The following is a 25,312-nucleotide window of genomic DNA, read 5'->3' as shown; positions in this document are numbered from 1 at the left end:
CGAGTCCCGGTCGCGATCCGGCTGATTTCGCCGGATCGCGGTCCACGACGTCACGTTCGCCCACTTCGAGTTTGTCCATGAACACACGTCCATTTCTCGGATGGTTTGTCTCGCCGGCCGGCCTCGTCGCCGTGGGCCTGATCGCGGCGATGCTGGCTGTGTTTCAGTACAGCGTGCGGGCCTATATTCCAGGCACGCTCGAAGTCGGTGGCTTCACCTGGGCCAATTTCGAAGCCATGCTGCGGCCGCTTTACGCATTGGCATTCTGGAATACGGTGCTGATCTGTTTCGAGACGGCGGTGTTCACGCTGCTGCTTGCCTATCCGCTAGCCTATGCGTTGACGCGCACCAACAGCTCCGCGCTGCGCTCCTTCATCCTGATCGTGTCGGTCACGCCGCTGTTTCTCGGCGAGGTGGTGCGGACCTATTCCTGGATGATCGTGCTCGGCAATAACGGATTTCTGAACACGCTGCTGCTCAAGCTCGGCCTGGTGGATCGCCCGTTGCGGATGATGTTTACCTCGGGCGGCGTGATTGCGGCCTTGGTGCATGTGACCATGCCGATCATGGTCATCATGCTGGCCGCGGCGCTGTCGCATATCGATCGCAATTACGAGAAGGCGGCCGAAAGTCTCGGCGCGGGTCCGATCCGCATCTTCATGACCATCACGCTGCCGCTGTCGATGCCGGGCATCGTTGCCGGCTTCTCAACCGCCTTCGCCTGGACCTTCAGCGCCTTCGCAACGCCGCAACTGATCGGCGGCGGCCGTGTCGCCACCGTATCGACGCTGATCTATCAGCTCGGCTTCTCGTCGTTCAATTTCCCCTTCGCCGCCAGCCTCTCCATCATCGGCCTTGCACTCTCGCTGGCGGTAATTGCGTTGCTGAAGAAGGCCGCGAGCCCGCTCGAACGTATGGCGGGCACCACATGAAGCGCTCACCTGCAACCCTTGCGCTGCGCTGGTCGGGCCGCGTCCTCGTCGCCGCTATTCTCCTCTTCGTGCTGCTGCCCGGCGTTGTCGTGGCGATCTCGGCTTTCAACGATCGTGCGATTCTGCAGTTTCCGCCGCAGTCCTGGTCGCTGCGCTGGTTCTACCGCGCCTTCTCTTATGCCGATTTCGCGAAGGGGTTCTGGAATGGCCTGACCGTGACGGTCTGGGCATCCAGCATCGCGGTCGTCGTGGGATCGGCCTTTGCCTTTGCCATTCATCGCTATAAATTCGCGCTCAGGGATTTCCTTGAAGGCATTCTGCTGTCTCCGCTGATCATCCCGCATTACACCGTCGGTCTTGGCATTCTCATCCTCGCCTCGCAGACGGGGATTGGACGCGGCTTTCCGCTCGTCATCTTCGCCCATGTGGTGATGGTGTTGCCCTTCGTGATGCGCAGCACTTACATTTCGCTGGAAAATCTCGACACGCGCCTGGAGCTGGCCGCGTCCAGTCTCGGTGCCACGCCGCTGCGGATCCTGTTTACCGTGACGATCCCGCTGCTGATTCCGGGCTTGCTCAGCGGCTGGCTGTTCGCGGCGATCCTGTCCTTCAACGAATTCACGGCGACTTTGTTCGTCAGCAGCCAGGCCACGCAGACGCTGCCGGTCGCCATGTATAATTACGTCCGCGAATTCGCGGATCCCACATTGGCCGCACTGTCGGTCATCTACATCGTCGTGACCGCAACCTTGCTCACGATCGCCAATTCCTTCCTGGGCCTCGGGAAAATCCTGAATGTTGATGCGCACTGATCCAATGACGGCACACACGCCAGCCGCGGCGAGCGACAAGATCCGTCCGGCGGTGCAGCTCGACGGCGTCACCAAGCGCTTCGGCGATTCCATGGCGCTGCATGAGGCCTGGCTGAAGATCCGGCCGAGCGAGTTCATGACCTTGCTGGGCCCATCCGGCTGCGGAAAGACGACGCTGCTCAATCTGGTTGCCGGCTTCCTCGAAGCCGATAATGGCGAGATCTTCATCGACGGCGATCTGGTCACGGAGACGCCGGCGCATATGCGTGAGATCGGCATCGTGTTCCAGAACTATGCGCTGTTCCCGCATATGAGCGTCGCCAAGAACGTGGCTTACGGATTGAAGACCCGCGGCGTCGAGAAGAGGGAGATCGCGCGCCGCGTCGACGAGGCGCTGGCGCTGGTCAAGCTCACAGGTTTTGCCGATCGCAAGCCCAAGCAATTGTCCGGCGGCCAGCAGCAGCGCGTCGCGCTTGCGCGGGCGCTGGTGATCAAGCCGAAGGTGCTGTTGCTCGACGAGCCGTTCTCGGCGCTCGACAAGAATCTGCGCGGCTCGATGCAGGTCGAGCTCAAGCAGATCCAGCGCGAGCTTGGCGTCACCACGATCTTCGTGACGCATGATCAGGGTGAGGCGCTGTCGATGTCGGATCGTATCGCGGTGATGTCGGCCGGGCGCATCCGCCAGATCGCGGCACCCGACAATATCTATCGCCGTCCGGCCGATCGCTTCGTCGCGTCCTTTGTCGGTGATGCCAATATCCTCAACGGGCGCCTTGTCGAGAAGCGCGGCGATGTCGCGGTCGTTTCGGTCGGCGACATCAGCGCCGACGTTCCTGCGGCGCCGATTGCCGCGCTTTCGATCGGCGATGCCGTGGATGTCTTCGTGCGGCCGGAGCATCTCGCCGTCACGTCGCGCGGCGCTTCGGGATCGCTGCCCGGCACCGTGACGACGCAGGTGTTTCAAGGCGGTCATGTCGATCTCTATATCGACGCGCCCGGCAGTGCGGGCGAGCGCATCCTGCTGCGTTCGCCGGGCATTGCGACGCTGTCGTCCTGTCCGGTCGGAGCCGAGATCGGATTGACCATCGGCTCCGACGATATCGTGGCGTTTCCGCCAGGCGAGGCGGCGTGAGGCGGTCGCGTCTAGAACGACGGCGCAGCGCCCGGATTCATCGCGCGCGCGACATAGTCCTTCTGCTGCGGCCGGTAGCGCTCCCACAGCGTGCGGAGTTCACCGATCGGAGCGTCGTGCCAGTCGACACGCAGGTCGACCACCGGCCAGTCAAACATGTGGGCGACATGCAGGCCCGCCGCATGTTCGTCGTCGGTCTCGCCGCCGGCGTCGAGACCGGCTTCCAGCGCCGACAGCAATCGCTCCGCCAGCGGCTGTCCGGCCGTAGCTTCGAACTTTGCGATCATCACGCTCGGGACTTTTTCATCGACCAGCAGATTGCCCATCGCGAGACAACCATTGCCCTGCGCAATGCCAACGATCGGCAGCGCCTGCGCGCCGGAATGCCACGCCACCTGGCCGTAGCGATCGATCACACCGACCTGCCGCCATGCGGGCTGCGGCGTGCCGAGCATGAGATTGTTGAGGACGGCACCCGCGCCGAGGCCCTGACGCAGCAGTGCAAGGCCGGTCGGGCCGAGCGACGGATCAGTGACATTCTGCGACACCACGAGGCCGAGCGGTCCCACCCAGGCGCAGCGCGCCGGCACGGCAATGCTCGACGACGTAATGGCAAGGCCGAACGCGCCGGTCTCCGGACAGCGTGCCGAGATGGAATAGGTCATCGTGATGCTCCTGCAATCGTAAAAGTATTGGTAGTATAGATGATCGAGAAAATAGCTCAAATACTTTGCGAGCTAATCAGTATCGAAAGTATAAGTGCGAATTCGAATCTCGATATCATCGCGTATATCGAGCGGATACTTGCGTCGTCGGGCGTGTCTTCGCGCCGCGTGCCGTCGCCTGATGGCTGCAAGGCGTCATTGCTCGCGACGATTGGTCCGGCAGATCGACCGGGTGTTGTCCTGTCGGCGCATACGGATGTGGTGCCGGTGGAGGGGCAGGCCTGGACCGTGCCGCCATTCGCTGGCGTCATCCGTGACGAGCGCGTCTATGGTCGCGGTGCCACCGACATGAAGGGCTTTCTGGCCGTGGTGCTCGCGGCCGTGCCGCGGTTGAAGGAGGCGGCAACGGCCGCGCCCGTGCATCTGGCGTTTTCCTATGACGAGGAAGTCGGATGCCGCGGCGCGCCCGATCTGGTGCGCGCGCTGATGCAATCTATTGCATCACCAGCGCTCGCCATCGTCGGTGAGCCAACCACGATGCGCGTCGTTCGCGCGCACAAGGGCAAGGTCGCGCGTCGCCTGACAGTAACAGGCCGCACCGGTCATTCGGCGATGCCGCATCGTGCGGCCAATGCGGTCGATGCGGGCGTTGCGATCGCGCATGCGCTGCGTGGCTTCGCTGATGAGGAAGTCGCGCGCGGCGGCGATGCTGCTTTCGATCCGCCGTTCACCACCATCCATGTCGGCTCGCTGCATGGCGGCAGTATGGTCAATCTGGTGCCGGAATTGGCCGTGCTGGAATACGAGATCCGCACCATGCCAGGCCGTGACGCCGGCGAGATTCTTGCGCGGGTCGATGAGGTGGTTGCGCGCGAGCGCGATCGGCTGCGCGCCAATGCGCCGGAGGCTGACATCGTCTCCGAGGAACTGTCGGCCTATCCCGGGCTCGAGACCGCCGCCGATGCCTCCATGACGCGTCTGGTCGCAGTAATGGCAGGCGATACGCAGCCCGCAACCACAGTCGCCTTTGGCACCGAGGCCGGCCTCTACGCAGAGGCGGGCATCCCGACGCTGGTCTGCGGACCCGGCGATATGGCGCGCGGGCACAAACCCGACGAGTGGATCGGTTTCGACGAACTCGCGGCTGCGAACGCGATGATGGACAGGCTGGCAGATTTGCTGCGTCGGCCGAGTGAAGAGTGGATGCGAAATTGATGAAGAACGGAAGCTCGGCGATGACGTCCACCATGCAGGCCATTATCGCAACGCAGGCAGGCGGACCCGAGGTGCTTACGCAAGTTGAACGACCCGTGCCCGTTCCTGGCCCCGGCGAAGTGCTGATCGAAGTCGCCGCCGCAGGCGTCAATCGCCCGGACCTGATGCAGCGAAGCGGTGCCGTGCCGCTGCCAGTCGGCGTGACCGATGTGCTCGGGCTCGAAGTCGCTGGCCGCGTGGTCGGCGGTGACGCGGCATTGCAGGGGCAGGCGGTGATGGCCCTGGTGAAGGGCGGCGGTTACGCGCGCTATTGCATCGCCAAGGCGTCGCATTGTCTCGTGGTGCCCGAGGGGCTGACGATGGAGCAGGCGGCGGCATTGCCCGAAGCGCTCTTCACCGTCTGGCACAATCTGTTCGAACGTGGCCGGTTGTCGAAGGGTGAGACCGTGCTGGTGCATGGCGGTGCCAGCGGTATCGGTACCATCGCGATCCGCATGGCCGTTGCCCGCGGCGCGACGGCGATCGCGACCGTGGGCAGCGATGCCAAGAAGAGGGCGGTGGAAGCGCTCGGCGCCATCGCCATCAACTATCGTACCGATGACTTCGTCGCTGCCGCACGCGATGTCACAAGCGGGCGGGGCGTCGATGTGGTGCTCGATATCGTCGGCGGTTCCTATGTGACGCGCAATCTCGATGCGCTGGCGCCGGGCGGGCGCCATGTCAGCCTGTCCTTCATGGAAGGCGGCGTGGTGCCGATCGATCTCGGTTTGGTGATGCGGAAGGGATTATATCTGACGTCGTCGACGCTGCGGCCGAAGTCCGACGAGGAGAAGACCGCAATCGCTGCCGCGCTCCGTGCCGAGGTACTGCCGCTGGTGGCATCCGGCGTAGTGAGGCCGCTGATCTGGCGCCAGTTGCCTCTCGGAGATGCAGCGCAAGCTCACCGCATTCTGGAAGCCAATGAAAACATCGGCAAAGTGCTGTTGCTGCCGGCCGGCGCCGCATGAGCAGCGATGTCGAGCGCAAAAGCCGCATATCGATACAGGAGTAGTCTCATGGCGACGACTAAACCCTCTCTCAAGCTGACACATGAAGGCGCGCTCAAAGCGCTGGCGGGTGCCGTCGCCAAGGCGGAGGAGCTCGGCGTGGCGCAGAACATCACGATCGTCGACGACGGCGGCAATCTGCTGGCTTTCGTCCGCATGGACGGCGCCAAATTGCTGTCGCGGGAAACATCGATGTCCAAGGCCATTACGGCCGCGTCGCATCGGCAGCCGACATCACGACTCAATCCCGCCGACGAGATCAAGCTGGCTATCGCCGGCGGTGGCCGCCTGACCAATCTCGAAGGCGGATTGCCGATCGTGATTGCTGGTCAATGTATCGGGGCGGTCGGCGTCGGGTCGGGCACCGGCGCGCAGGACGTCGAAGTCGCGCGTGCCGCGCTGGCGGCCATCGACGCGGAGGATCAGAAGCCATGAGCGACAAGATCGAACTGTTTTACGCGCCGACATCGCCCTATGTCCGCAAGGTCATGGCCTGTGCGATCGAGCTCGGGATCGCCGATCGTATCGTGAAGCTGCCCAGCGCCGCGCATCCGCTCAAGCGCGATGCGCGGATCGCAAGTTTCAACCCGCTCGCCAAGGTGCCGGCGGCGAAGCTGGCGGATGGTACGCTGCTGTTCGACAGCCGGGTGATTTGCGAATATCTCGACGACCTCGGACATGGTTCGCTGTTTCCGCGCGGCGCCGAGCGCTGGCAGGTGCTCACCGAGCAGGCGCTCGGTGATGGCCTGCTCGATGCGGCGCTACTCACGCGCTACGAGAATACCTGCCGGAGCGACGAGATCAGATCAGCGGAGTGGATCGATGGTCAGATGGTCAAGATCGCTGCGGCCCTCGATCAGATGGAAAACGACGTCGCAGTGTTTGGTACCCGCATCAGCATCGGCAGCCTCACCATCGCCTGTGCGCTCGGCTATCTGGATTTCCGTTTCGCATCATTCGACTGGCGCAGCTCGCGGCCGGCCCTGACCGACTGGTTCGCAGCCGTGTCGGAGCGGCCGTCACTGCGAGATACGTTTCCGGCCGAGGGGTAATTCTGTCGTCAGCTTTCAGCCTCGACCCAGTTCAGCGTCATCCGCATCGCATGGCTGTGCCGGGCTTCGATCAACCACTGTTCTTCGCGATAGCAGATCGAGCGCAGCAGGCTCTCGATGGCGAAGGAGGCGAAGAACCGTGGCGTGACTTGCTCGACCTCAATAGGACCGAGCGGAAATGCGATAATCGACGCCGCCTTGAGGTGGCTGTCGTTGGGACGTGGTTCCGAGGCGCGCAGCAGATTGAGCGTCTCTATGGCAATGGTTTTCTGACCGGGCATCGGGGCATTCTGCCGAAAAACCTTACGCTGCCAGCCAGTGCTTAATTTTTCGTAGAACCGGGCGTCGCGCGGCTTAGGCGGCCAGATGAAAATCAGAAACCTGTACGCGATTTCGGCCTGCCGCCTTGGCTTGGTAAAGCGCAGCATCTGCTCGGCTAAGCAATGCCTGCAGTGTTTCAGGCTCGGCTGACCGGATCGCGATGCCTACGCTGACCGTGGCGTGGATAACACCGGCGGAAGTCGGGAACGTCTTTGTCTCCAGCGTTGATCGGATGCGCTCGGCGACAGCGGCCGCTGCTTTTGGGCTCGACGCGGACAGGACGATGCAGAATTCCTCGCCGCCCAGACGCGCGGCAACATCTTCGGCGCGAATGTTCGAGAAGATGACTTCGGCAAAGGCCCGCAGCACGCGGTCGCCGGCGGCGTGGCCGAACTGATCGTTGATCGTTTTGAAGTGATCGAGATCCATCACCAGATTTGCGGTGTTGGATGCTGTCTCCGTTACCTTTTCGCCAAACAGCGCGCGCCGATTGAGCAGGCCGGTCAGAGGATCGGTCATGGCATCGGATTTATGCCGGTTCGACGTCCGGATCTGGTTGATTGTCAGTGACAGCGCACCGATCCCGGTCAGACCGACAATCACCATCAGTGAATTGAACTGTTCTGCCCAATTCATCGGTCGATCGGTCAGCACGAATTGCCCGGTACGCAAGAGTTCGGCACCGCAAGCCACGAACGATGCGGCCGTGACGAGATAAAGCAACGCATTTGCGACCATCAGCAGCGGTGCTTCGGCGCGCGCGTGCCAATATTGGGCAGCCGAGAGCGCAACGAGAAGGCCCGTGCCAAAATTCGCGGCCATCGTGCCGGTGCCGGTGTAACCAAGCGCAAAGCCGATGATCATCGGAACGAGCCCTGCAGTGGTGACGAGGGCGGCGCGGATCCAATGGGCCTGGTTCGAGCAAAATTGCGTGGTGCCCGCATAGATCACTCCGAAGCCGACAAGCAGCAATATGAATGCAGCGAGCTGTAGCCTCGAATCATACTGTTCGAAGCCTGCATAGATGATGACGGCAACGACCGTGGTCGCGAGACCGATCGACCAAGTCAGCAGATAGGTCTCGGATCGCGCGACGAGCCAGGTGGCGAGCAATGTGAGCGCGAGCGCCGCGCTCGAGAGTCCGATCGCTGCGAAGATGGAGGACTGATCTAGCAACATGATGTCCGAACGCGGTGTAATTTATTTGATGCGCAATAAGTAGCACCCACTTACCACCGATCGCGGTCGGGGCCACCCATTTTGTATGGTGAGCAAAGCGTTACCAGACCGATGGAAGGGATGTCCGGAGATCGTCGTAAGATCGTTTTTGCAACGATTTGTGCCGGAACGAGACGCAGCTACCGGCGTTTTCCTGCAGGGCGTTACAGAGGGTTGAACATGAAAAAGATTCTGGCGACGGCGGCAACTGCACTGATGATCGCGAGTTTCACGGCGACGGCGGCGTCTGCAAAGAAAGTCCATCGTGGCTACAAGGCGCACCACGGATATTACGGGGCCTATGGCCAGATGCGGGGGCCGGCGATCTTTCGTGGTAATGCCGCGATGAGCGGCAATCACGGCAATTCTGCCTATGGCAGCAACTCGCTCGGCCATATCAAGGGCGGCAATATCGGGGGCGGCAAGTAGCGCGGCATTACATTGGGGAAGGCGAGATCGATCGTTTCAATGCGACCGATCTGGTTAACGTCTTTCTGATGGGTTGGTGGTAATTGGCTGTACCGCAACTTACAGTTCAGGTTTGTCATGCTCCCGGATGGCCGTTACTCGGCGTGGTTTCGTATTCCCGAAAAGGAAGGCATGGGGATTATCACGCTCGCTGATGGTCGATTGTCGGGCGGCGATACGGTGATTGCCTATAGCGGTTCCTATATCCAGAACGGCGATGCTTTCACGGCGACGATTGCGACCCGCCGGCATGCGGACGGCCAGCCAACGATCTTCGGCATCGACGAGGTCGAGATTGATCTGGTCGGGACATCCAAGACCACGACGGCGTCCTGCAGAGGTGTCGTCAAGCAACGGCCCGGTGTGCCTTTTGAGGTCGTGCTGGTGCGCATGGAAGGCTAGGCCTCCGGTCTATTCGCGCAACTCGTATTGATGTCGCAACAGCTGAACCATGTCCTGGACCCGCTGGCGCCAGGCACGCGCGTCAGGCACAGCGCCGGCGGCCGGCGTGATGCGCAACATGGCGTTCCATGGGCGCGTACCATAGACGACCACCTCGAAGCCGGCTGTCGGACAGCCATCGATACCCCTTAGCGCGCGCAGGATCACATCCGCGATTTCCGAGCGGTCAAGCGTGCGGGTGCTCTCGACCGCAAGTTGCGGCTCCAGCGATGCCGCCGGATTCTCCTCCGCGACGACCGGATCGAAACCATCTCTGGTGTCCGCGTCTGGCTCAGGCCTGATCGGTTCGGGATCGCCCGGCCTCCTCATGAGTCGTTCGACCAGACCGAGCAGGCCTCGATCGCGTTCGGGCGTCTCTTTCACATCAACGGTCCAATATCAGCGGCGACGGGCGATTTCACATCCTCCGCGGGGTGTTGTCGATGGGCTTCACGGTCATTGCGGTGCACAAATGCGCTGCGGGTTGGCTTTGTCGCAAAAGTTTCATCCGCGGCCTATAGTGGGGCGTCACGCATTCCCCTCAGACTTCTATGCGCCGGCCTTAAAGCCTGCGTCAGGATGGAGAGGATCGCCGTGAAACCGTTCCGCTTGGTATTTGCTCTGTCCGCGCTGGCGCTCGCCGCCCTATCGCAGCCCGCCCGTGCTGCGGATGTCATCTGCTACAACTGTCCGCCGGAATGGGCCGACTGGGCGTCGATGATCAAGGCGGTGAAGACCGACCTCAGCATCGAGATGCCGCATGACAACAAGAATTCCGGTCAGGCGCTGGCGCAGATCCTCGCCGAGAAGGCCAATCCGGTCGGCGACATCGGCTATTTTGGTGTCACCTTCGGTATGAAGGCCAAGGCGCAGGATGCACTCGAACCCTACAAGCCCGCTGGCTGGGATCAGGTCGATGCCGGCCTGAAGGACTCCGAAGGCTACTGGACCACGATCCATTCCGGTACGCTCGGCTTCTTCGTCAACAAGGATGCCCTCGCTGGCAAGCCGGTGCCGAAGTGCTGGAAGGATCTCGCCAAGCCCGACTACAAGGGCATGGTCGGCTATCTCGATCCGACCTCGGCCGCCGTTGGCTATGTCGGCGCTGTTGCGGTCAATCTCGCGCTCGGCGGCACCGACCAGAATTTCGATCCGGCCATCGCCTTCTTCAAGGAGCTGAAGAAGAACGACGCGATCGTGCCGAAGCAGACATCTTATGCTCGTGTCGTCTCCGGCGAGATGCCGATCCTGCTGGACTATGATTTCAATGCCTATCGCGCCAAGTATTCCGAGAAAGGCAGTTTCGAATTCGTCATTCCCTGCGAAGGCTCGGTCGTGTTTCCCTATGTGGTCGGTCTCGTGAAGAACGCGCCGCACAAGGACAAGGCCAAGAAGGTCATGGACTATCTCCTGTCCGACAAGGGCCAGGCGATTTGGACCAATGCCTACCTCCGTCCGGCCCGCAAGATCGAATTGCCGGAAGCCGTGAAGGCCAAATTCCTGCCGGATAGCGAATATGCCCGCGCCAAGAGCGTGGACTGGGGCAAGATGGAGCTGGCGCAGAAAGGCTTCAGCGACCGCTATCTCGCCGAAGTCCGTTGATGCACAATGGTGCCCCGGCGGGGGCAGGGGCACCATAGTTTCATGTCGCATCGTAATTTCATCTGGATCTGCCTGCTGCCGCTCGTGGTGGTGACAGCAGCCTTCTTCCTCTTGCCGATGGCGCAATTGCTCGCCGTCGGTGCCGGTGGATCGCGCGGCGTGTCCGCCTATCTCGCGATCATCACCGAGCCGCGCTATCGTGCCACGCTGATCAATACGGTCGTACTCGCTGCGGCGACGACCATCGCCACGCTGGTGATTGCCACCATCGCGGGCCTGTTTCTGCAGCGGCATCGCTTCCCCGGCCGCGCCGTGCTGATCGCGATGCTGACATTTCCGCTGGCATTTCCCGGGGTTGTGGTCGGCTTCCTCATCATTCTGCTGGCCGGACGACAGGGCCTGATCGGTGCCATCACCGCCGCGGTGACGGGCGAGAAAGTCGTATTCGCTTATTCGATCTTCGGTCTGTTTCTCGGCTATCTCTATTTCTCGATTCCGCGCGTGATCCTCACGGTGATGGCCGCGGTGCAGAAGCTCGATATCGGATTGGAGGAGGCAGCGCGTTCGCTCGGTGCGAGCCCGTGGGCGGTCCAGCGCGATGTGGTGCTGCCGGCGCTCGGCCCGGCTTTCGTCGCCTCGGGCGCGATTGCCTTCGCGACGGCGATGGGCGCGTTCGGCACGGCCTTCACGCTTGCGACCAACATCGATGTGCTGCCGATGCTGATCTATACCGAGTTCACATTGGCGGCGAATTTTGCGATCTCGGCGGCGCTGTCGATCGGACTCGGTGTGATCGCCTGGGCAATCCTCGCGCTGGCCCGCTCGATGAGCGGCGGCGCTGTCGCGGCGGCGGGGTGAGCCGATGCGCGGCCGCCTGATTTTCGCTGGCCAGCTCGGATTCACGTTGCTCGTTGCGGCGTTTCTCGTCGTGCCGGTGGTGCTGTCGATTACCGCCGGCGTCACCGTCAACTACTTCCGTGGCATCCAGTCGGGCGTCACGCTGCAATGGGTGGTGCAGGTCTGGAACCTCTATGCCGGTGAAATCGGGCTGTCGTTCCTGATCGCCTTCGCGACCCTGGCGGTGACGCTGGTTGTCGGCGTGCCCGCAGCTTATGGACTACACGTGAAGGGCGGTAGGTTGTCGCGCGTGATCGAGGAGATCATCACGCTGCCGCTGGCAATCCCTGGCCTGGCCATCGCGCTGGCGCTGCTGCTCACCTATGGCGGCTTCGGTGGCTTCAGGCAGTCGTGGGTCTTCATCCTCACTGGCCACGTGATCTTCACCATGCCCTTCATGGTGCGCTCGGTGATGGCGGTGTTCGCTTCGGTGGATATCAAGACGCTGGACGAGGGGGCTGCCTCGCTCGGCGCCTCGCCATGGACGCGGTTTTGCAACGTCATCGTTCCGAACGCCATGCCCGGCATTCTCGCCGGATCGCTGATGGTGGTGACGCTGTCGCTCGGCGAGTTCAACCTGACCTGGATGCTGCACACGCCGCTCACCAAGACGCTGCCGGTCGGTCTCGCCGACAGCTACGCGTCGATGCGGCTCGAAGTGGCATCGGCCTACACACTGATCTTTTTCATCATGATTGTGCCTCTTCTGGTGGCGATGCAGATGTTTGCCGAGAAGGGCGAAAAGAAATGAGCGGGATCGCGGGCCACGGCGCGGCCGTCCATATCCAGAACTGCGGCAAGACCTTTCCGGACGGTACGCAGGCTCTGGCGCCGGCTTCGCTGGATATCGTCAGTGGTGAGACGCTGGTGCTGCTCGGTCCCTCCGGCTGCGGCAAGACCACCATGCTGCGGATCATTGCCGGGCTGGAGACGCCCGATGTCGGTGGTCGTGTGCTGTTCGACAAGACCGACATGACGGCGGTGCCGATTGAGCAGCGCCATGTCGGCATGGTGTTCCAGTCCTATGCGCTGTTTCCCAACATGACGGTGGCCGAGAATATCGGCTACGGGCTCAAGATCCGCGGCGTCGACAAGGCCGCGCGCGCGGCGCGTGTCGCCGAGATGGTGGCGCTCACCAATATCGGCGGGCTGGAAAACCGCCGGATCGATCAATTATCTGGCGGTCAGCGTCAGCGCGTCGCGCTGGCGCGCGCGGTGGCCGTGCGCCCACGGGTGCTGCTGCTGGATGAGCCGTTGACCGCGCTCGATGCGTCGCTGCGCGACCGGCTGCGCAGTGAACTCAACAGCCTGCTACGTTCGCTCGGGATCACCGCGATCTATGTGACTCACGACCAGGCTGAAGCGATGGAACTCGGCGATCGCATCGTGGTCATGCGCAAGGGCGCCATCGCGCAGATCGGCACGCCGCGCGAGATCTACTTTGCTCCCCAGAACCGTTTCGTCGCCGAATTCGTCGGCGCCGCCAATATCGTCGAGGGGCCGGTGGCGAGCGGTCGGCTGACGCTGCCCGGTGGCTGGCTGGCGCTCAATGATGCCGCCGACAACGCTGCGGCGGTGGCGATGATCCGGCCGGAGACCATCGGAATTGTTGCCGAGGCGGATGCTTTCCTGCGTGGCATGGTTGAAAGCGTCGCCTTTATCGGTGATCGCCAGCGCCTCGTGGTGACGGGTGCGGCGAACAAGCCGTTGACGGTGGACGCGTCGAACACCATCAATGTGCGTGCAGGGGAGCGCGTCGGCCTGTCGGTCACGCCTCAAGCGGTTCGCGTGTTGCCGAAAGAAGACTGATGTCTAAGCCCACCATCATCGCGCAGATCTCCGATCTGCATATCAAGGCGCCGGGCGAGCTGGCCTATGGCAAGGTCGACACGGCCAAGGCGCTGGAGCGCTGTGTGGCCGAGCTGAACGCACTCGATCCGCGGCCCGATCTCGTCGTCATCTCCGGCGATCTCGTGGATACGCCGACGCCCGGCGAATACGAGTATCTGTGGCGACTGCTGGCGCCGCTCAAGATCCCGTTCATCGGTGTTCCCGGCAATCACGACGCCCGCGACATGATGCGTGCGGCATTTCCCGATTGGGCCTATGCCAAGTCGTCGGGGCCGCTCGATCAGGCGCGGACGGTTGGTCCGCTCGATATCATCCTGCTGGACTCGCATGTTCCGGGAAAGCCGCACGGCACGCTGGAAGCGGCAACGCTGGAGTGGCTGGATGCCACGCTGGCATCATCGCGCGAGCGGCCGGCATTGTTGTTCCTGCATCATCCGCCGTTCCGCACTGGCATCACCCATATGGACGTGCAGGACCTGTTCAATGCGGATGAGCTCGCTACCATGGTCCGCAAGTATCCGCGTGTGCGGATCGTCGCTGCCGGCCACGTGCATCGTGCGACGCTGACGACATTCGCCGGGACGGTTGCGACCATTTGCCCGGCGCCGAACCATGCGGTCGATCTCGACATCGCCGAATTGCGTCCGCCGTCCTTCCGTGTCGAGCCACCGGCTTTCCACCTGCATGTCTGGTTTCCGGATGGCGAGGAGGGCGGCCATCTGGTCACGCATCAGGTGCCGATCGGTGACTTCGACGGCCCGCATCCGTTCTTCGGAGCGGATGGGAAATTATTGTAAGGCACTGTCATTCCGGGGCGCGTCGGATCGCGCAGCGAGCCGGCGTGAACCCGGAATCTCCATCTGTGATTTAACCGGCGTTTCAACCATCCTGAGATTCCCCGCCACTCCAATTGGAGTGGCTGAGGTTCGCGCGCGAAGATGCGCGCGCCCCGGAATGACGGATGTGGCTACACCACCGCATTCGCCGCGATCAGGCTGCGATAGAACTCCGCGCTGAGCTTCGGCGCTCGTTTCTGCGTTTCGAAATCGACGTGATACAGCCCGAAGCGCTTTTCATAACCATCCGACCATTCGAAGTTATCCATCAGGCTCCAGTGGAAATACCCCCTTACGGGGATGCCTTCCGACGTCGCGCGCTGCAGATGCGTGAGATAGTTCCTGAGATACATGACGCGGTCGAGGTCGTGGATCTTGCCGTCACCGGCCGGCCGGTCGGCGGCCGATGTACCGTTCTCGCTGATATAGATCTGCTTGACGTTCCAGACCTTGGCGACATTGCGGGGCGCCCAATACAGCGCCTCCGGCCCGATCCGCAGCCAGTCCGAATCCATGCGCGGGAACGACGTCGGGAACGGCACCAGTGCGAAGCCGTGCTGATCGCCACTCGCTACCACATAATATTGCGGCATGTAGACGTTGAGACCGACGAAATCGACGGGGGAAGAAATGATCTTCAGTTCTTCGGCGGTGAAGCTCGGCGCATTCTTGCCGGCATAGGCCAGGAATGCATCGGTGTATCTGCCTTCGAGGATGACGGTCATGTAGCCACCATTCATCTCGCGCGTTGCGATTTCGGCTGCGCGGATATTGGCAGGCGTCTCGATGGCCGGAACGCAGGATGCGACATTCTCGGCAACGCCGACCTTGGTGTCGGCGCGTCCATTGGCGCGGATCGCCTGCACAGCCATGCCGTGGCCCAGTGCGACGTGATGGCGAACCTGGTTGAGCTGCGGCTGTGGCAGCTTCAGGCCGGGCGCGAGCTCGACCGGGCCGTGACCATAGCCGAAATCCACGAAGGTCCCGCATTCATTGATGGTGAAGATGTTTTTGACGCGGTCGGTGATGCGCTGTGCGACATGGCCAGCATAGTCGCCGAACGCCTTCGGCGTATCTAATAACGCCCAGCCGCCAACGCGATCCTGCAGCGCCTGTGGCAGATCCCAGTGATACAGAGTGGCGAATGGCTCGATGCCATTGGCCAGCAACTCGTCGATGAGACGATTGTAGAAATCCAGCCCTTGCGGATTGGGCGTGCCCACGCCGGTCGGAAACACGCGCGACCATGAGATGGAGAAGCGATAGGCCTTCGCGCCCAACGCCTTCATTAGCTGGATGTCTTCCTTGTAGCGATGGAAATGATCCACCGCGCGGTCGCCGTTGCCGCCGCCGCGGATCTTGTTCGGGGTATTCGAATAGCTGTCCCAGATCGAAGGGCCGCGGCCTTCGGCCGAGACGGCGCCCTCGATCTGATAGGCCGACGTTGCGGTGCCCCAGACGAAATCCGCCGGAAAACGCCGGTCGTTGGCAAGCGCCGCCGGTGTGGCCGAGACTGTTTGAGCCTCAGCCTGCGCAGTCGGGACGGCGAGGCCGGCGGCGAGCGCGCCGGCCGCCCCAGTGAAATCGCGGCGCGTGAAACGATGGGACACCGGTACTCCCTGCTATCTGCAGATGTGACGATCAATCGTCATGCGGCTCATGATAATTCTCTGCGCCGCCTTTCCAATAGCCTGACGCCTTGACCCATGCCTTGGGATGTTGCCGCTCGTCGACGAGAATCCTGCGGAGGCGCTTGGCTACCTCGGATTCTCCGGCGATGAAGGCATAGCCGTCTCCAACGGGAAGTTTAAGGCTGCGCAAAGCATCCTCCATCAGCGTGGTCGATCCGGCGCCTTGTCGGCCACGATGCAGCCAGTTGATCGTAACGGACGCCTTGGATGCGAAGACCTGTTCCTCGGCGGCGTCGGCGACTTCCGCGATCACGATGGCCCGTGTGGTGGGGCGTAGTTCCTCCAGCCGGCGGCCGATGGCGGGCAGGGCAGTTTCGTCGCCGATCAGCAGATACCAGTCGAAGTCGTCCGGCACCACGAACGAGCCGCGCGGGCCGCCGATGCCGAGCTTGTCGCCTGGCTTTGCATTCGCAGCCCATGTCGTGGCCGGCCCGGCATCATGAATGGCGAAATCGATGTCGAGCTCTTGCGCGGCTGCGTCATAGCGCCGGGGCGTGTAGTCCCGCGCGATTGGCCGCGCGCTCTCATCGACCAGCACGCGGCCTTCGCTGAAGGCGGGCATCAGGGGCTCGGCTTCGCCGGGGCGCGGGAAGAACACCTTGACGTGGTTGTCATAGGACGCGCTGACGAAGCCTTCGAGGTCGTCACCGGTGAGGGTGATGCGCTTCATATGCGGCGTCACCGACGTCACGCGCTTGACGGTCAGCAGACGGCGCTTCAGCTCGTGACGAACGCGCGTGATGCGATGAAGGTCGTTGGAAATTGCTTCTGAAGATGTGTCGGTCATGTGGATTCCCGGGGAATCCAGATCGGCCTGTTTGACGCGATGTCGCGCAGGTCGAGCCTGGATCAGGTTCGATCGGCGCGTTGGTTCACGTTAACGCTTACGTGCGGCCTCGCCGAGACAGCAATCACCGCAGAGGTAGCGAAACGTCCTTTTACGTGCAAGCCCGGGATTGTCGCACGTGCTGCACGATGGCGTGAGGCCGGAAGCCTTCTAAACTGGCTGATGTCACCGCATGGACATTGCGGCCTTTCCGGGGGAGAACCGTTTCCGGATGTGGCGGCGTGCCCCCCGAAATTGTTGGACGAGATAGACCTGATGAGCACTGAAGCAAAGTCTCCCACGCGCGTGGCCATTGTCGGCCTCGGCCCGATCGGCCGCAAGGTGGCCGAAGCCCTGGACCGCGGCATCAATGGCCTGGTTCTGGCGGCGGTCGCCGTGCAGAATCCGGAGAAGCATCAGGCGTTCCTGTCCGGTCTCGGCAAGGCGCCGCCGGTGCTGCCCATCGCAGGCCTCGTGGATGTCGCCGATATCGTGATCGAATGTGCGCCCGCGGCGTTGCTGCCTGAGATCGTCAAGCCGTTCGTCAGCAAGGGCAAGACCGCGATCGTGCTGAGCGCTGGAGCGCTATTGTTCAATGAGGATCTCGTCGCACTTGCCAAGGCGAACGGCGGTCAGATCGTGGTGCCGACCGGCGCCCTGATCGGGCTCGATGCGGTGACCGCAGCGGCCGAAGGCAAGATCAATTCGGTGAGGATGGTGACGCGCAAGCCAGTGAAGGGCCTCGCCGGCGCGCCCTATATCGTCGAGAACAAGATCGACATCGAGAGCATCACCGAACCCCTGAAGATTTTCGAGGGCACGGCGCGCGAAGCCGCCAAGGGCTTTCCCGCCAATCTCAACGTCGCCGTCGCGCTGTCGCTTGCGGGCGCGGGGCCTGATGCCACGACGCTGGAAATCTGGGCCGATCCGGCGCTGACCCGCAACGTCCACCGCGTCGAGGTGGATTCGGATTCCGCACGCTTCTCGATGCAGATTGAAAACATCCCGTCAGAAAATCCGAAGACCGGACGCATCACGGCGCTGTCGGTGATTGCCTATCTGCGCAAGCAGCGCGCGGCGCTGCGCGTCGGGACCTGAAGCCTATTTGCTGCTTTCGGCTTGATGCGCAGGGGCTATCTGCTGCGCAGTCTCGATTCCCTGGGTCCGGGCGATCCTGGCGAGTTCGCAGCCTTCGCAATAGCGGCGATCCTTATAGTCGATCCAGTTATGGGCGAAGACACGCTCATTCGGGATGTCGTAGCGGGCCTGCAGCACGCGGACGAGTACGCGCCAGGCTGCGATCTGCGCGTCAGTCGGTGGCTTGCGGACATTGGGGTAGTTGCCGACGAACTCGACCCCGATCGATGAGTCATTGTCGATCTGCTGATAGGTCCCGCTGTTGTCGATATACTTGTTGTCGTTGCGGTTGCCGCGGTTGAGATGGTTCGGCACCGCCCATTCGGGCGTCGACCAGTAAACCGTGCCGTCGGTCTCGATCCAGATGGCGACGCCGCGACGATCGGGTTTCTGCATCTGCGCGACCGCGTTACGCCAGGCGGAGCCGACCGCGCCTTCCGACTGATGCACGACGATGTTGCGCCATTCACGGGCGTGGCGGAGATCGGTCCATGGCCTTAGCCAGACCATGTTGAGGCCGGGAATGTCGGGGGTGCCGCGCGAGCGGGCGGCGATCTCGAAGTTTGACAGCGTCTGGGCGGTCGCCGGTGTGGCGATCGCGCACAAAGCCAGCAATACCCCGACGATCCGATCTCTCATGTCCTCGTTTCCGAAGGCGTCTCATAACGCCTCCGGAAAGCGTAACCGAGCCGCGCTGGGAGTCAAATCCGCGGCTCGGTATGATCGTCGCGCTAGGGCAGCCTGCGCGCGTAGGTTGCGCTCAGTTGAAGTATTCGGGCAGGGTGAAGCCGGCGTAGAACTTGTCGTTGCGGATCGCGGCCTTGAACGTGTCCGATTGATAGGCCGCAACGATGTCCTTCGCCCACGGCGCCTCGGCATTGCCCCGGCGGACGGCCACGACATTGGTGTAGGGCTTGGTCATCTTTTCCAGCGCGAAGGCCTCGGTCAGCTTCAGCCCGCTATAGATCGCGAAATTGCCCTGCACGGCGGCGAAGTCGGCATCGCCGAGGGCGCGCGGCGCCTGCGCGTTTTCCAGCGGCACGATCTTGATGCCCTTTGGATTCTTGATCACGTCGAGCTCGGTGACATCGACGGGGTTATTGTCCTTGATCTCGATCCAGCCGAGATCGCGCAGGATCCACAGCGCGCGCTGCAGATTCACGGGATCATTGGGCACCACCACGGTGGCGCCGGCCTTCACGGCATCGGACGTCTTGTGCTTGGTCGAATAGAGGCCCATCGGCGGCGTCGGCACCGTGATAATGCCGGTCAGGTCGGTCTTTTGGCGCTGGTTATAGCTGTCGAGGAACACCGTGTGCTGCATCACATTGGCGTCGATGTCGTTCTTGAACACTGCGGTGTTGGCTTCCAGGCCCGTCGAGAACTCATAGTATTTGACGGTGTAGCCCTTCTTTTTCAGCTCGGGCTCGACGCCCTTCTTGAAGCCGTCGATATAGGGGCCGGGTACGAAACCGACCTTCAGTTCAGGCTTGGTGGCGGACTGCGCGTCGGCATGATCACCAAAGGAGACGAGTGCGAGCATCGCGGCGGCGATGACGGAGAGGGCGGTCTTCATTGTCGTTGTCTTTCAGGGAATGTCAGAATGGGATTATTTCGGCGCCCAGATCTTCACGTCGCTGGCGTCGACCTTCACGGGGATCAGCTTTTCGTTGAAGAACGCATCGGCGATGATCTGCTGCTCGGACAGGCCGGCTTTGGTGACGGCGCCGACCTTGTAGGAGCGGTGGCTGTTGGCTTCCTCGACGGTGGCGGCGTCGATGCCCCACAGGCTTGAGAGGAGCTTGGCGGCTTCCTTCGGCTCGGCCTTGGCCCATTTGCCGGTCTCATCGAGCTTCTTGAAAATGACGTTCAGCACGTCACCGCGCTTGTCGGCATAGGCGGCCGATGAGAGATAGTAGCGCTTGTAGCTGGCAAGCCCGTTGCTGCCGTCGGCGAGGACACGGGCGTTGGACTGGCGCTGCGCGCTGGTGAGGAACGGATCCCATGCCACCCAGGCATCGACATTGCCGCCGACAAAGGCGATGCGCCCGTCGGCTGGCGGCAGATAGGCCGGCTGGATGTCCTTGAAGGTGAGGCCGGCCTTGCTCAGCGCAGCGAGCAGCAGGAAGTGGCTGCCGGCACCCTTGGTCACCGCGACCTTCTTGCCCTTGAGATCGGCGACCGTCTTGAGCGGCGATTCCGCCGGCACCACAATCGCCTGCGCGGCAGGCGAGGCGGCTTCCTCGGCGATGTAAGCGAGCTTGGCGCCGGCTGCCTGCGCGAACAGCGGCACGGTGTCGGCGACGTCGGCGCCGAAGTCGACATTGTTGGTGTTGATGGCTTCGAGCAGCGGCAGGCCGCTGGTGAATTCATGCCAGCTGATCTTCACGCCGAGCGGCGCGAGCGCCTTCTCCAATTCGCCATTGGTCTTCAGCACCGCGATCAGCGTCGACGACTTCTGATAGCCGATGCGCACCGTGTCCGGTGTCTGCGCGCAGGCGAATGAGACCGACAGCATGGAGGCTACAGCGGCCAGTTGCAGCGCCCGGGTGCGCCGGAACACGAAGCGTTCGATGAAGCGGGCGATGTGGATCGGAAGCATGTTGGCACTGCTTTGCTGATGATGTTTCGTGAGCAGCAAAGGTGCGAGAGCGGCTCGTTTCCGTCAATGAAATGGCCAACTGTAGTTCCGGGCGCGGCGATGCAGGCATGCTGCGATAGCCTTGTTGTGCAGCGGAAACGTTCTCCGCATGCCTTCTGGCTGGCTCCGGAAGAGCAGGTTATTTCCCTGCGGCGGAGATGAAGCTGCTCCCGGAGCTGACCTTCGGATTGCAAAACTTGCAGACTGCCCGCGACCTTTGAAAGCACAATCTTCGCAATCGCGCGTAGCGTTTGACCATCACGCCCTTGCATCCCCCGGGCGCAAATGGAGCAACAGCGCATGTCCTATTCCCGACGATCCGTGGTCGCAGGTCTCTCCGCAGCCTTGTTGCTGTCCGCCGGGCTCACCGCATCGCCGGTGACTGCGCAGGAGCTGAAGGAAATCCGCATCGGCTTTCAGAAGGCCGGCATCTTCCCGGCCGTGAAGCAGCGCGCGACGCTGGACAAGGTGTTCAAGGAAAAGGGCATCAGCGTCCGATGGGTCGAATTCCAGTTCGGGCCGCCGATCCTCGAAGCGATCAACACCGGCAATGTCGACTTCGGCTATGCCGGCGATGCGCCGCCGATCTTCGCGCAGGCCGCGCGTGCCAATCTCGTCTATATCGCCGCCATCCCGTCGCGCGGCTACAATCAGGGCATCGTCGTTCCCGAGAATTCACCGATCAAGACGCTCGCAGATCTCAAGGGCAAGAAGGTCGGCTTCGGCAAGGGATCGAGCGCGCATAACACCATCATCGCCGCGCTGGAGAAGGCCGGCCTGACCTATGCGGATATCACGCCGGTCTATCTCGGCCCCGCCGACGCGGTGGCGGCATTCGCCGGTGGCAATATCGACGCGTGGTCGATCTGGGATCCGTATCTGGCGCTCGCCGAGGGCAAACAGGCGCGGGTGATTGCCTTCTCCAAGGATGTGCAGGATTCCATTTCGTTCTTTCTCGCCAACAAGGATTTCACCACCAGACACCCGGACATCGTCGCGCTGTTCAACAAGACCTTTGCCGATGAAGGAAAGTGGGCCGAGGCCAATCGGCCGGAGGTCGCAACGAAGCTTCAGGAGGCGACCGGTGTCGAGAAGACCGCCACCACGCGCGCCGTCGAGCGGTCGAACTATACGGTGGTGCCGATCAATGACCGGATCATTGCCACCCAGCAGGAGACGGCGGATCGCTTCCACAAGCTCGGCCTGATCCCCAAGGCGATCAATGTGAAGGACATCGTCTGGACCTGGACCCCGGGCTCCTGAGCTCCCGAAAACTCGCCGGGAGACGATTAGCGCTGTCACCAGCCGTCTCCCGGCACTCTTTTACTCCCGCAGGCCATTGAAACCGCTGGATTTTCCTCATTTGTGCAGTGCGGTTGAAATAATGCCCAAAATCAGTAGGTTGCCGCCACGGCGCCCGCGACACGCAGGCCGGCCCCGTGCTTCACAACTGCGCAGAAACGTCATTCAATGAACGCTCCCCTGTCCAAGCCGACCGGAGCGCCCGTGCCAGTTCTCGATCCGCAAGATCCTGGCCAACAAGGGCGTGCCATCATCTCCTTCGATGGCGTCAGCAAGATCTTCCCGTCGCGGAAGGATTCCGCCGAGGTGAAGGCGGTCGACGACATCGACCTCGTGGTGCCCGAAGGCGCCATTGTCGGCGTGATCGGCAAGAGCGGCGCCGGCAAGTCGACCCTCATTCGCCTCATCAACGGGCTCGAGCAGCCGACCCGTGGCAAGGTCACCGTCGACGGCCTCGACATCGGATCGCTGGATGAGAAGGCGCTGCGCCAGGCGCGCCGCTCCATCGGCATGATCTTCCAGCATTTCAACCTGCTGTCGTCACGCACCGCCTTTGACAATATCGCGCTGCCGCTGGAGATCGCCGGCACGCCGCGCAACCAGATCAAGGGCATCGTCGAGCCGTTGCTCGACATGGTCGGCCTTGCCGACAAGCGCGACCGCTATCCGGCCGAACTCTCCGGTGGCCAGAAGCAGCGCGTCGGCATTGCACGCGCGCTCGCCACCAAGCCGAAAGTGCTGCTGTCGGACGAGGCGACTTCCGCGCTCGATCCCGAGACCACGGCGCAGATCATCGCGCTGCTCAAGCAGATCAATGCCGATCTCAACCTGACCATTCTCTTCATCACCCATGAAATGTCCGTGGTGAAGAAGCTGGCTCAGCGCGTCGCCGTGATGGAAGGCGGCCAGATCATCGAGCAGGGCACGACCTACGAGATCTTCTCGAAGCCCACGCACGCGACGACCAAGCGCTTTGTCGGCGAAGTCACCGGCGGCAATGTGCCGGAATGGCTGCAGGCCAAGCTGCTCGCGGACTATGCGCCCGGTCGTCAGGCCGTGATCCGCATCGCCTTCACCGGCGCCGATGCCGATGAGCCCGTACTCTCACGGCTAACGCGTGCCTATGGCGTGGACTTCAACATCATGCATGGCCAGATCGAATATGTTGCCGATCATCCGTTCGGCACGCTGATCGCATCGGTCGCAGCAGAGCCGGAATTGCAGGCGAAGCTGATCGCCGACCTCACCGCGACCCGCAACACCGTGGAGCATCTCGGCTATGTCGCCTGAACTGATCAACATGATCCTGTGGTCGACGCTGGACACGCTCACCATGGTGGCGCTGGCGGGCATTTTCGGCACGCTGGCCGGCCTGCCGCTCGGCATCTTCCTGGCGACCAGCCGCGCCGGTGAGCTGTTCCCGGCGCCGAACGTCAATCGGCTGCTTGGCCTCGTCGTCAATGCCACGCGCTCGACGCCGTTCATCATTCTCGTCGTCGCCATCGTGCCGCTGACGCGGCTGATCGCCGGCACCTCGATCGGCACCAGCGCCGCCGTGGTGCCGTTGACCATCGCTGCGACGCCGTTCATCGCGCGTGTCATCGAAGGCGCCATCCGCGAAGTCGATCAGGGCCTCGTCGAAGCCGCGCGTGCCTTTGGCGCCAGCCCGTTGCAGATCGTCTGGAAGGTGCTGCTGCCGGAAGCGATGCCGGCGGTGACGCTGGCGCTGACGCTCGCGACCGTCAGCCTGATTGGTTATTCGGCCATGGTCGGCGCCGTCGGCGGCGGCGGGCTCGGCGATCTCGGTATCCGCTACGGCTATCAGCGCTTCATGCCGGAAGTCATGGCGACGGTCGTCGCCGTGCTGATCTGCCTCGTGCAGGGCGTGCAGAGCCTTGGCGACTTCATCTCGCGCCGCCTCGACAAGCGCACGCGACATTCCTGAGTGGTCACCCGCTGCAGCGGGCCCGCTCACACTCGTTTACTCACAATGGAAAACACAATGTCTCTTCGTCGCTATCTTCTCTCCATCCTCGCTTTCGCCGCGCTCACTGGTGCTGCCAGCGCCGAGACCATCAAGGTCGGCGTGACCCCCGGTCCGCATGCGCAGGTGCTGGAAGCTGCTAAGGCCGTCGCCGCCAAGAAGGGCCTCGACATCCAGATCATCGAATTCTCCGACTATGTGGTGCCGAATGCGGCGCTGGAAGCCGGCGACCTGCAGGCCAATTCGTTCCAGCATCAGCCCTATCTCGACAACCAGGTGGCCGATCGCAAATACAAGATCGTCGCTGTGGGCAACACCATCAACTTCCCGATGGGCATCTATTCGAAGAAGGTGAAGACCTGGGACGAGGTCAAGTCAGGCGCTACGCTGGCGATCCCGAACGATCCTACCAATGGCGGCCGCGTGCTGATCCTGCTGCGTGACAAGGGCATCATCAAGCTGAAGGACGGCGTCGGCTTCAAGCCGACCCTGCTCGACATATCAGACAATCCGAAGAAGCTGAAGATCACCGAGGTCGATGCCGCGCAGCTCCCGCGCACGCTGCCTGACGTCGACGTCGCAGGGATCAACACCAATTACGCCACGCAGGCCGGTCTCGATCCGGTGAAGGACGCGATCCTGCGCGAGGATCCGAAGGGCCCGTATGCGAACATCATCGCGGTGCGCGCCGTGGACAAGGATAAGCCCTGGGTGAAGACCCTGGTGGAGAGCTATCAGTCGCCGGAAGTGAAGGCGTTCATCGACGAGAAGTTCAAGGGCTCGGTGCTCGCGACCTGGTAAGGTCCTTCTTTTCCCTCCCCCTTGCGGGGAGGGTGGCCGGCCGCTTGGCCGGTCGGGTGGGGGTGCCACAAGCGGCGCCCTCACGTGGGGCAACCCCCACCCCCACCCTCACCCCGGCCTCCGCTTCGCTCGGCCGACCCTTCCCGCCTAGCGAAGCTTCGCTTCGCGCGGGGGGAGGGATATTTCTGGCGCCGTCGCGCCATCGCATCTCCAAAATTTCAAAGAGCCACGCGCTCGCATTCTCGCGGCGCCAATGGCGTCCGAGTTTTGCGCATTCCTTCCCACCCTCAATCGAGAGGGCGTGCGGAACGCCGGGTGCCCGTTGCACCCTTGGGCCTGATGCGATGCGGTCTTCCGCAATCTATAGAGTGCATCAGGACTTTCGGACGCGCTGGGCGAAGTGCCCGGCGTTCCGCCTGCGGTGTTTTTTCGGTTGCCTGCA

28 protein-coding genes are annotated in these 25,312 nt (G+C 62.5%); 19 read left to right on the top strand and 9 right to left on the bottom strand.

Annotation, left to right across the window (positions count from 1 at the left end; all coding sequences use genetic code 11):
* Positions 1-77 precede the first annotated feature (77 nt).
* From AB8B20_RS08235 to AB8B20_RS08225, 3 genes are read left to right on the top strand one after another with little or no spacing between them, the layout of a single operon-like run.
* Entirely contained in the window at positions 78-932 is an 855-nt protein-coding gene (locus tag AB8B20_RS08235; protein WP_093762116.1) for an ABC transporter permease, read from the top strand.
* Entirely contained in the window at positions 929-1,744 is an 816-nt protein-coding gene (locus AB8B20_RS08230) for an ABC transporter permease (RefSeq protein WP_089264767.1), read from the top strand. The genes AB8B20_RS08235 and AB8B20_RS08230 overlap by 4 nt, the downstream gene beginning before the upstream one ends.
* Positions 1,728-2,876 (top strand): ABC transporter ATP-binding protein, encoded by a 1,149-nt coding sequence (locus tag AB8B20_RS08225; protein ID WP_439072234.1) that lies wholly within the window; start codon positions 1,728-1,730, stop codon positions 2,874-2,876. Before AB8B20_RS08230 ends, AB8B20_RS08225 begins: the two co-directional genes overlap by 17 nt.
* 11 nt (positions 2,877-2,887) lie before the next feature.
* Here AB8B20_RS08225 and AB8B20_RS08220 read toward each other — a convergent pair whose 3' ends face one another.
* Positions 2,888-3,541, bottom strand: coding sequence for a DUF1028 domain-containing protein (locus tag AB8B20_RS08220; RefSeq protein WP_439072233.1), 654 nt, complete (start codon positions 3,539-3,541; stop codon positions 2,888-2,890).
* A gap of 39 nt (positions 3,542-3,580) precedes the next feature.
* Here AB8B20_RS08220 and argE point away from each other — a divergent pair, with 39 nt between their 5' ends.
* Genes argE through AB8B20_RS08200 form a run of 4 tightly spaced genes read left to right on the top strand, consistent with a single transcriptional unit; the run spans position 3,581 to position 6,854 of the window.
* Positions 3,581-4,756, top strand: coding sequence for an acetylornithine deacetylase (gene argE / locus AB8B20_RS08215; RefSeq protein WP_439072232.1), 1,176 nt, complete (start codon positions 3,581-3,583; stop codon positions 4,754-4,756).
* Complete coding sequence (locus tag AB8B20_RS08210) at positions 4,756-5,763, top strand: NAD(P)H-quinone oxidoreductase (protein WP_439072231.1); 1,008 nt, start codon at positions 4,756-4,758, stop codon at positions 5,761-5,763. The genes argE and AB8B20_RS08210 overlap by 1 nt, the downstream gene beginning before the upstream one ends.
* Positions 5,764-5,811: 48 nt before the next feature.
* Positions 5,812-6,237, top strand: coding sequence for a GlcG/HbpS family heme-binding protein (locus AB8B20_RS08205; RefSeq protein ID WP_439072230.1), 426 nt, complete (start codon positions 5,812-5,814; stop codon positions 6,235-6,237).
* Positions 6,238-6,245: 8 nt separating this feature from the next.
* Complete coding sequence (locus AB8B20_RS08200; RefSeq protein WP_439073043.1) at positions 6,246-6,854, top strand: glutathione S-transferase; 609 nt, start codon at positions 6,246-6,248, stop codon at positions 6,852-6,854.
* Positions 6,855-6,862: 8 nt separating this feature from the next.
* Here AB8B20_RS08200 and AB8B20_RS08195 read toward each other — a convergent pair whose 3' ends face one another.
* Both AB8B20_RS08195 and AB8B20_RS08190 read right to left on the bottom strand, forming a co-directional pair.
* Positions 6,863-7,135, bottom strand: coding sequence for a hypothetical protein (locus AB8B20_RS08195; RefSeq protein WP_439072229.1), 273 nt, complete (start codon positions 7,133-7,135; stop codon positions 6,863-6,865).
* 73 nt (positions 7,136-7,208) lie between these two features.
* On the bottom strand, positions 7,209-8,354 hold the full coding sequence (locus AB8B20_RS08190; protein ID WP_439072228.1) for a diguanylate cyclase: 1,146 nt from the start codon (positions 8,352-8,354) through the stop codon (positions 7,209-7,211).
* Positions 8,355-8,573: 219 nt separating this feature from the next.
* Between AB8B20_RS08190 and AB8B20_RS08185 the strand changes: the two genes are divergently transcribed.
* Both AB8B20_RS08185 and AB8B20_RS08180 read left to right on the top strand, forming a co-directional pair.
* Positions 8,574-8,822 carry a hypothetical protein gene (locus tag AB8B20_RS08185; protein ID WP_439072227.1) on the top strand — a complete coding sequence of 83 codons (249 nt, stop codon included), beginning with the start codon at positions 8,574-8,576 and terminating at the stop codon, positions 8,820-8,822.
* 171 nt (positions 8,823-8,993) lie between these two features.
* Positions 8,994-9,263 (top strand): hypothetical protein, encoded by a 270-nt coding sequence (locus AB8B20_RS08180; RefSeq protein ID WP_231080251.1) that lies wholly within the window; start codon positions 8,994-8,996, stop codon positions 9,261-9,263.
* A 9-nt stretch (positions 9,264-9,272) separates the two neighbouring features.
* Here the strand turns inward: AB8B20_RS08180 and AB8B20_RS08175 are convergent, their stop codons facing one another.
* A complete protein-coding gene (locus tag AB8B20_RS08175) occupies positions 9,273-9,686 on the bottom strand; it encodes a hypothetical protein (protein ID WP_439072226.1) in 414 nt (137 codons plus the stop codon).
* 210 nt (positions 9,687-9,896) lie between these two features.
* Here AB8B20_RS08175 and AB8B20_RS08170 point away from each other — a divergent pair, with 210 nt between their 5' ends.
* From AB8B20_RS08170 to AB8B20_RS08150, 5 genes are read left to right on the top strand one after another with little or no spacing between them, the layout of a single operon-like run.
* Positions 9,897-10,904, top strand: coding sequence for an ABC transporter substrate-binding protein (locus AB8B20_RS08170; protein WP_089265637.1), 1,008 nt, complete (start codon positions 9,897-9,899; stop codon positions 10,902-10,904).
* 42 nt (positions 10,905-10,946) lie between these two features.
* Positions 10,947-11,762, top strand: a complete 816-nt coding sequence (locus tag AB8B20_RS08165; RefSeq protein WP_068732044.1) for an ABC transporter permease — start codon at positions 10,947-10,949, stop codon at positions 11,760-11,762.
* A 4-nt stretch (positions 11,763-11,766) separates the two neighbouring features.
* Positions 11,767-12,552, top strand: a complete 786-nt coding sequence (locus AB8B20_RS08160) for an ABC transporter permease (protein WP_439072225.1) — start codon at positions 11,767-11,769, stop codon at positions 12,550-12,552.
* The gene (locus tag AB8B20_RS08155; RefSeq protein ID WP_439072224.1) at positions 12,549-13,610 is read left to right on the top strand and encodes an ABC transporter ATP-binding protein; all 1,062 of its coding nucleotides are present in this window, start codon (positions 12,549-12,551) and stop codon (positions 13,608-13,610) included. Before AB8B20_RS08160 ends, AB8B20_RS08155 begins: the two co-directional genes overlap by 4 nt.
* Positions 13,607-14,449: a phosphodiesterase gene (locus tag AB8B20_RS08150; protein WP_439073042.1), complete on the top strand. Its 843-nt coding sequence runs from the start codon at positions 13,607-13,609 to the stop codon at positions 14,447-14,449. The genes AB8B20_RS08155 and AB8B20_RS08150 overlap by 4 nt, the downstream gene beginning before the upstream one ends.
* Positions 14,450-14,619: 170 nt before the next feature.
* Here the strand turns inward: AB8B20_RS08150 and AB8B20_RS08145 are convergent, their stop codons facing one another.
* Together AB8B20_RS08145 and AB8B20_RS08140 are read right to left on the bottom strand one after the other, a co-directional pair.
* On the bottom strand, positions 14,620-16,098 hold the full coding sequence (locus AB8B20_RS08145) for a GH1 family beta-glucosidase (protein ID WP_439072223.1): 1,479 nt from the start codon (positions 16,096-16,098) through the stop codon (positions 14,620-14,622).
* Between the two features lie 31 nt (positions 16,099-16,129).
* On the bottom strand, positions 16,130-16,966 hold the full coding sequence (locus AB8B20_RS08140) for a siderophore-interacting protein (protein WP_439072222.1): 837 nt from the start codon (positions 16,964-16,966) through the stop codon (positions 16,130-16,132).
* Positions 16,967-17,281: 315 nt separating this feature from the next.
* Here AB8B20_RS08140 and AB8B20_RS08135 point away from each other — a divergent pair, with 315 nt between their 5' ends.
* The gene (locus AB8B20_RS08135) at positions 17,282-18,103 is read left to right on the top strand and encodes an aspartate dehydrogenase (protein WP_439072221.1); all 822 of its coding nucleotides are present in this window, start codon (positions 17,282-17,284) and stop codon (positions 18,101-18,103) included.
* Positions 18,104-18,106: 3 nt separating this feature from the next.
* Here AB8B20_RS08135 and AB8B20_RS08130 read toward each other — a convergent pair whose 3' ends face one another.
* The 3 genes from AB8B20_RS08130 to AB8B20_RS08120 all read right to left on the bottom strand — a co-directional run bounded on the left by AB8B20_RS08130 (position 18,107) and on the right by AB8B20_RS08120 (position 20,660).
* Positions 18,107-18,781: a peptidoglycan recognition protein family protein gene (locus AB8B20_RS08130; RefSeq protein WP_093762138.1), complete on the bottom strand. Its 675-nt coding sequence runs from the start codon at positions 18,779-18,781 to the stop codon at positions 18,107-18,109.
* A gap of 121 nt (positions 18,782-18,902) precedes the next feature.
* Complete coding sequence (locus AB8B20_RS08125) at positions 18,903-19,718, bottom strand: MetQ/NlpA family ABC transporter substrate-binding protein (protein ID WP_093762140.1); 816 nt, start codon at positions 19,716-19,718, stop codon at positions 18,903-18,905.
* A gap of 33 nt (positions 19,719-19,751) precedes the next feature.
* Positions 19,752-20,660 carry an aliphatic sulfonate ABC transporter substrate-binding protein gene (locus tag AB8B20_RS08120; RefSeq protein WP_089265635.1) on the bottom strand — a complete coding sequence of 303 codons (909 nt, stop codon included), beginning with the start codon at positions 20,658-20,660 and terminating at the stop codon, positions 19,752-19,754.
* 423 nt (positions 20,661-21,083) lie between these two features.
* Here AB8B20_RS08120 and AB8B20_RS08115 point away from each other — a divergent pair, with 423 nt between their 5' ends.
* The 4 genes from AB8B20_RS08115 (at position 21,084) to AB8B20_RS08100 (ending at position 24,870) form a co-directional block, all read left to right on the top strand.
* Positions 21,084-22,046 carry an aliphatic sulfonate ABC transporter substrate-binding protein gene (locus AB8B20_RS08115; RefSeq protein WP_439072220.1) on the top strand — a complete coding sequence of 321 codons (963 nt, stop codon included), beginning with the start codon at positions 21,084-21,086 and terminating at the stop codon, positions 22,044-22,046.
* 207 nt (positions 22,047-22,253) lie between these two features.
* Positions 22,254-23,375, top strand: coding sequence for a methionine ABC transporter ATP-binding protein (locus AB8B20_RS08110; protein WP_439072219.1), 1,122 nt, complete (start codon positions 22,254-22,256; stop codon positions 23,373-23,375).
* Positions 23,365-24,030, top strand: coding sequence for a methionine ABC transporter permease (locus tag AB8B20_RS08105; RefSeq protein ID WP_068732062.1), 666 nt, complete (start codon positions 23,365-23,367; stop codon positions 24,028-24,030). The genes AB8B20_RS08110 and AB8B20_RS08105 overlap by 11 nt, the downstream gene beginning before the upstream one ends.
* A 45-nt stretch (positions 24,031-24,075) precedes the next feature.
* A complete protein-coding gene (locus tag AB8B20_RS08100; protein WP_439072218.1) occupies positions 24,076-24,870 on the top strand; it encodes a MetQ/NlpA family ABC transporter substrate-binding protein in 795 nt (264 codons plus the stop codon).
* Positions 24,871-25,312 lie beyond the last annotated feature (442 nt).

It is taken from the genome of Tardiphaga sp. 866_E4_N1_4, assembly GCF_052076075.1.
GTDB classification, from domain to species: Bacteria; Pseudomonadota; Alphaproteobacteria; order Rhizobiales; family Xanthobacteraceae; genus Tardiphaga; species Tardiphaga robiniae.
This window is presented reverse-complemented; position numbering and strand designations above follow the sequence as displayed.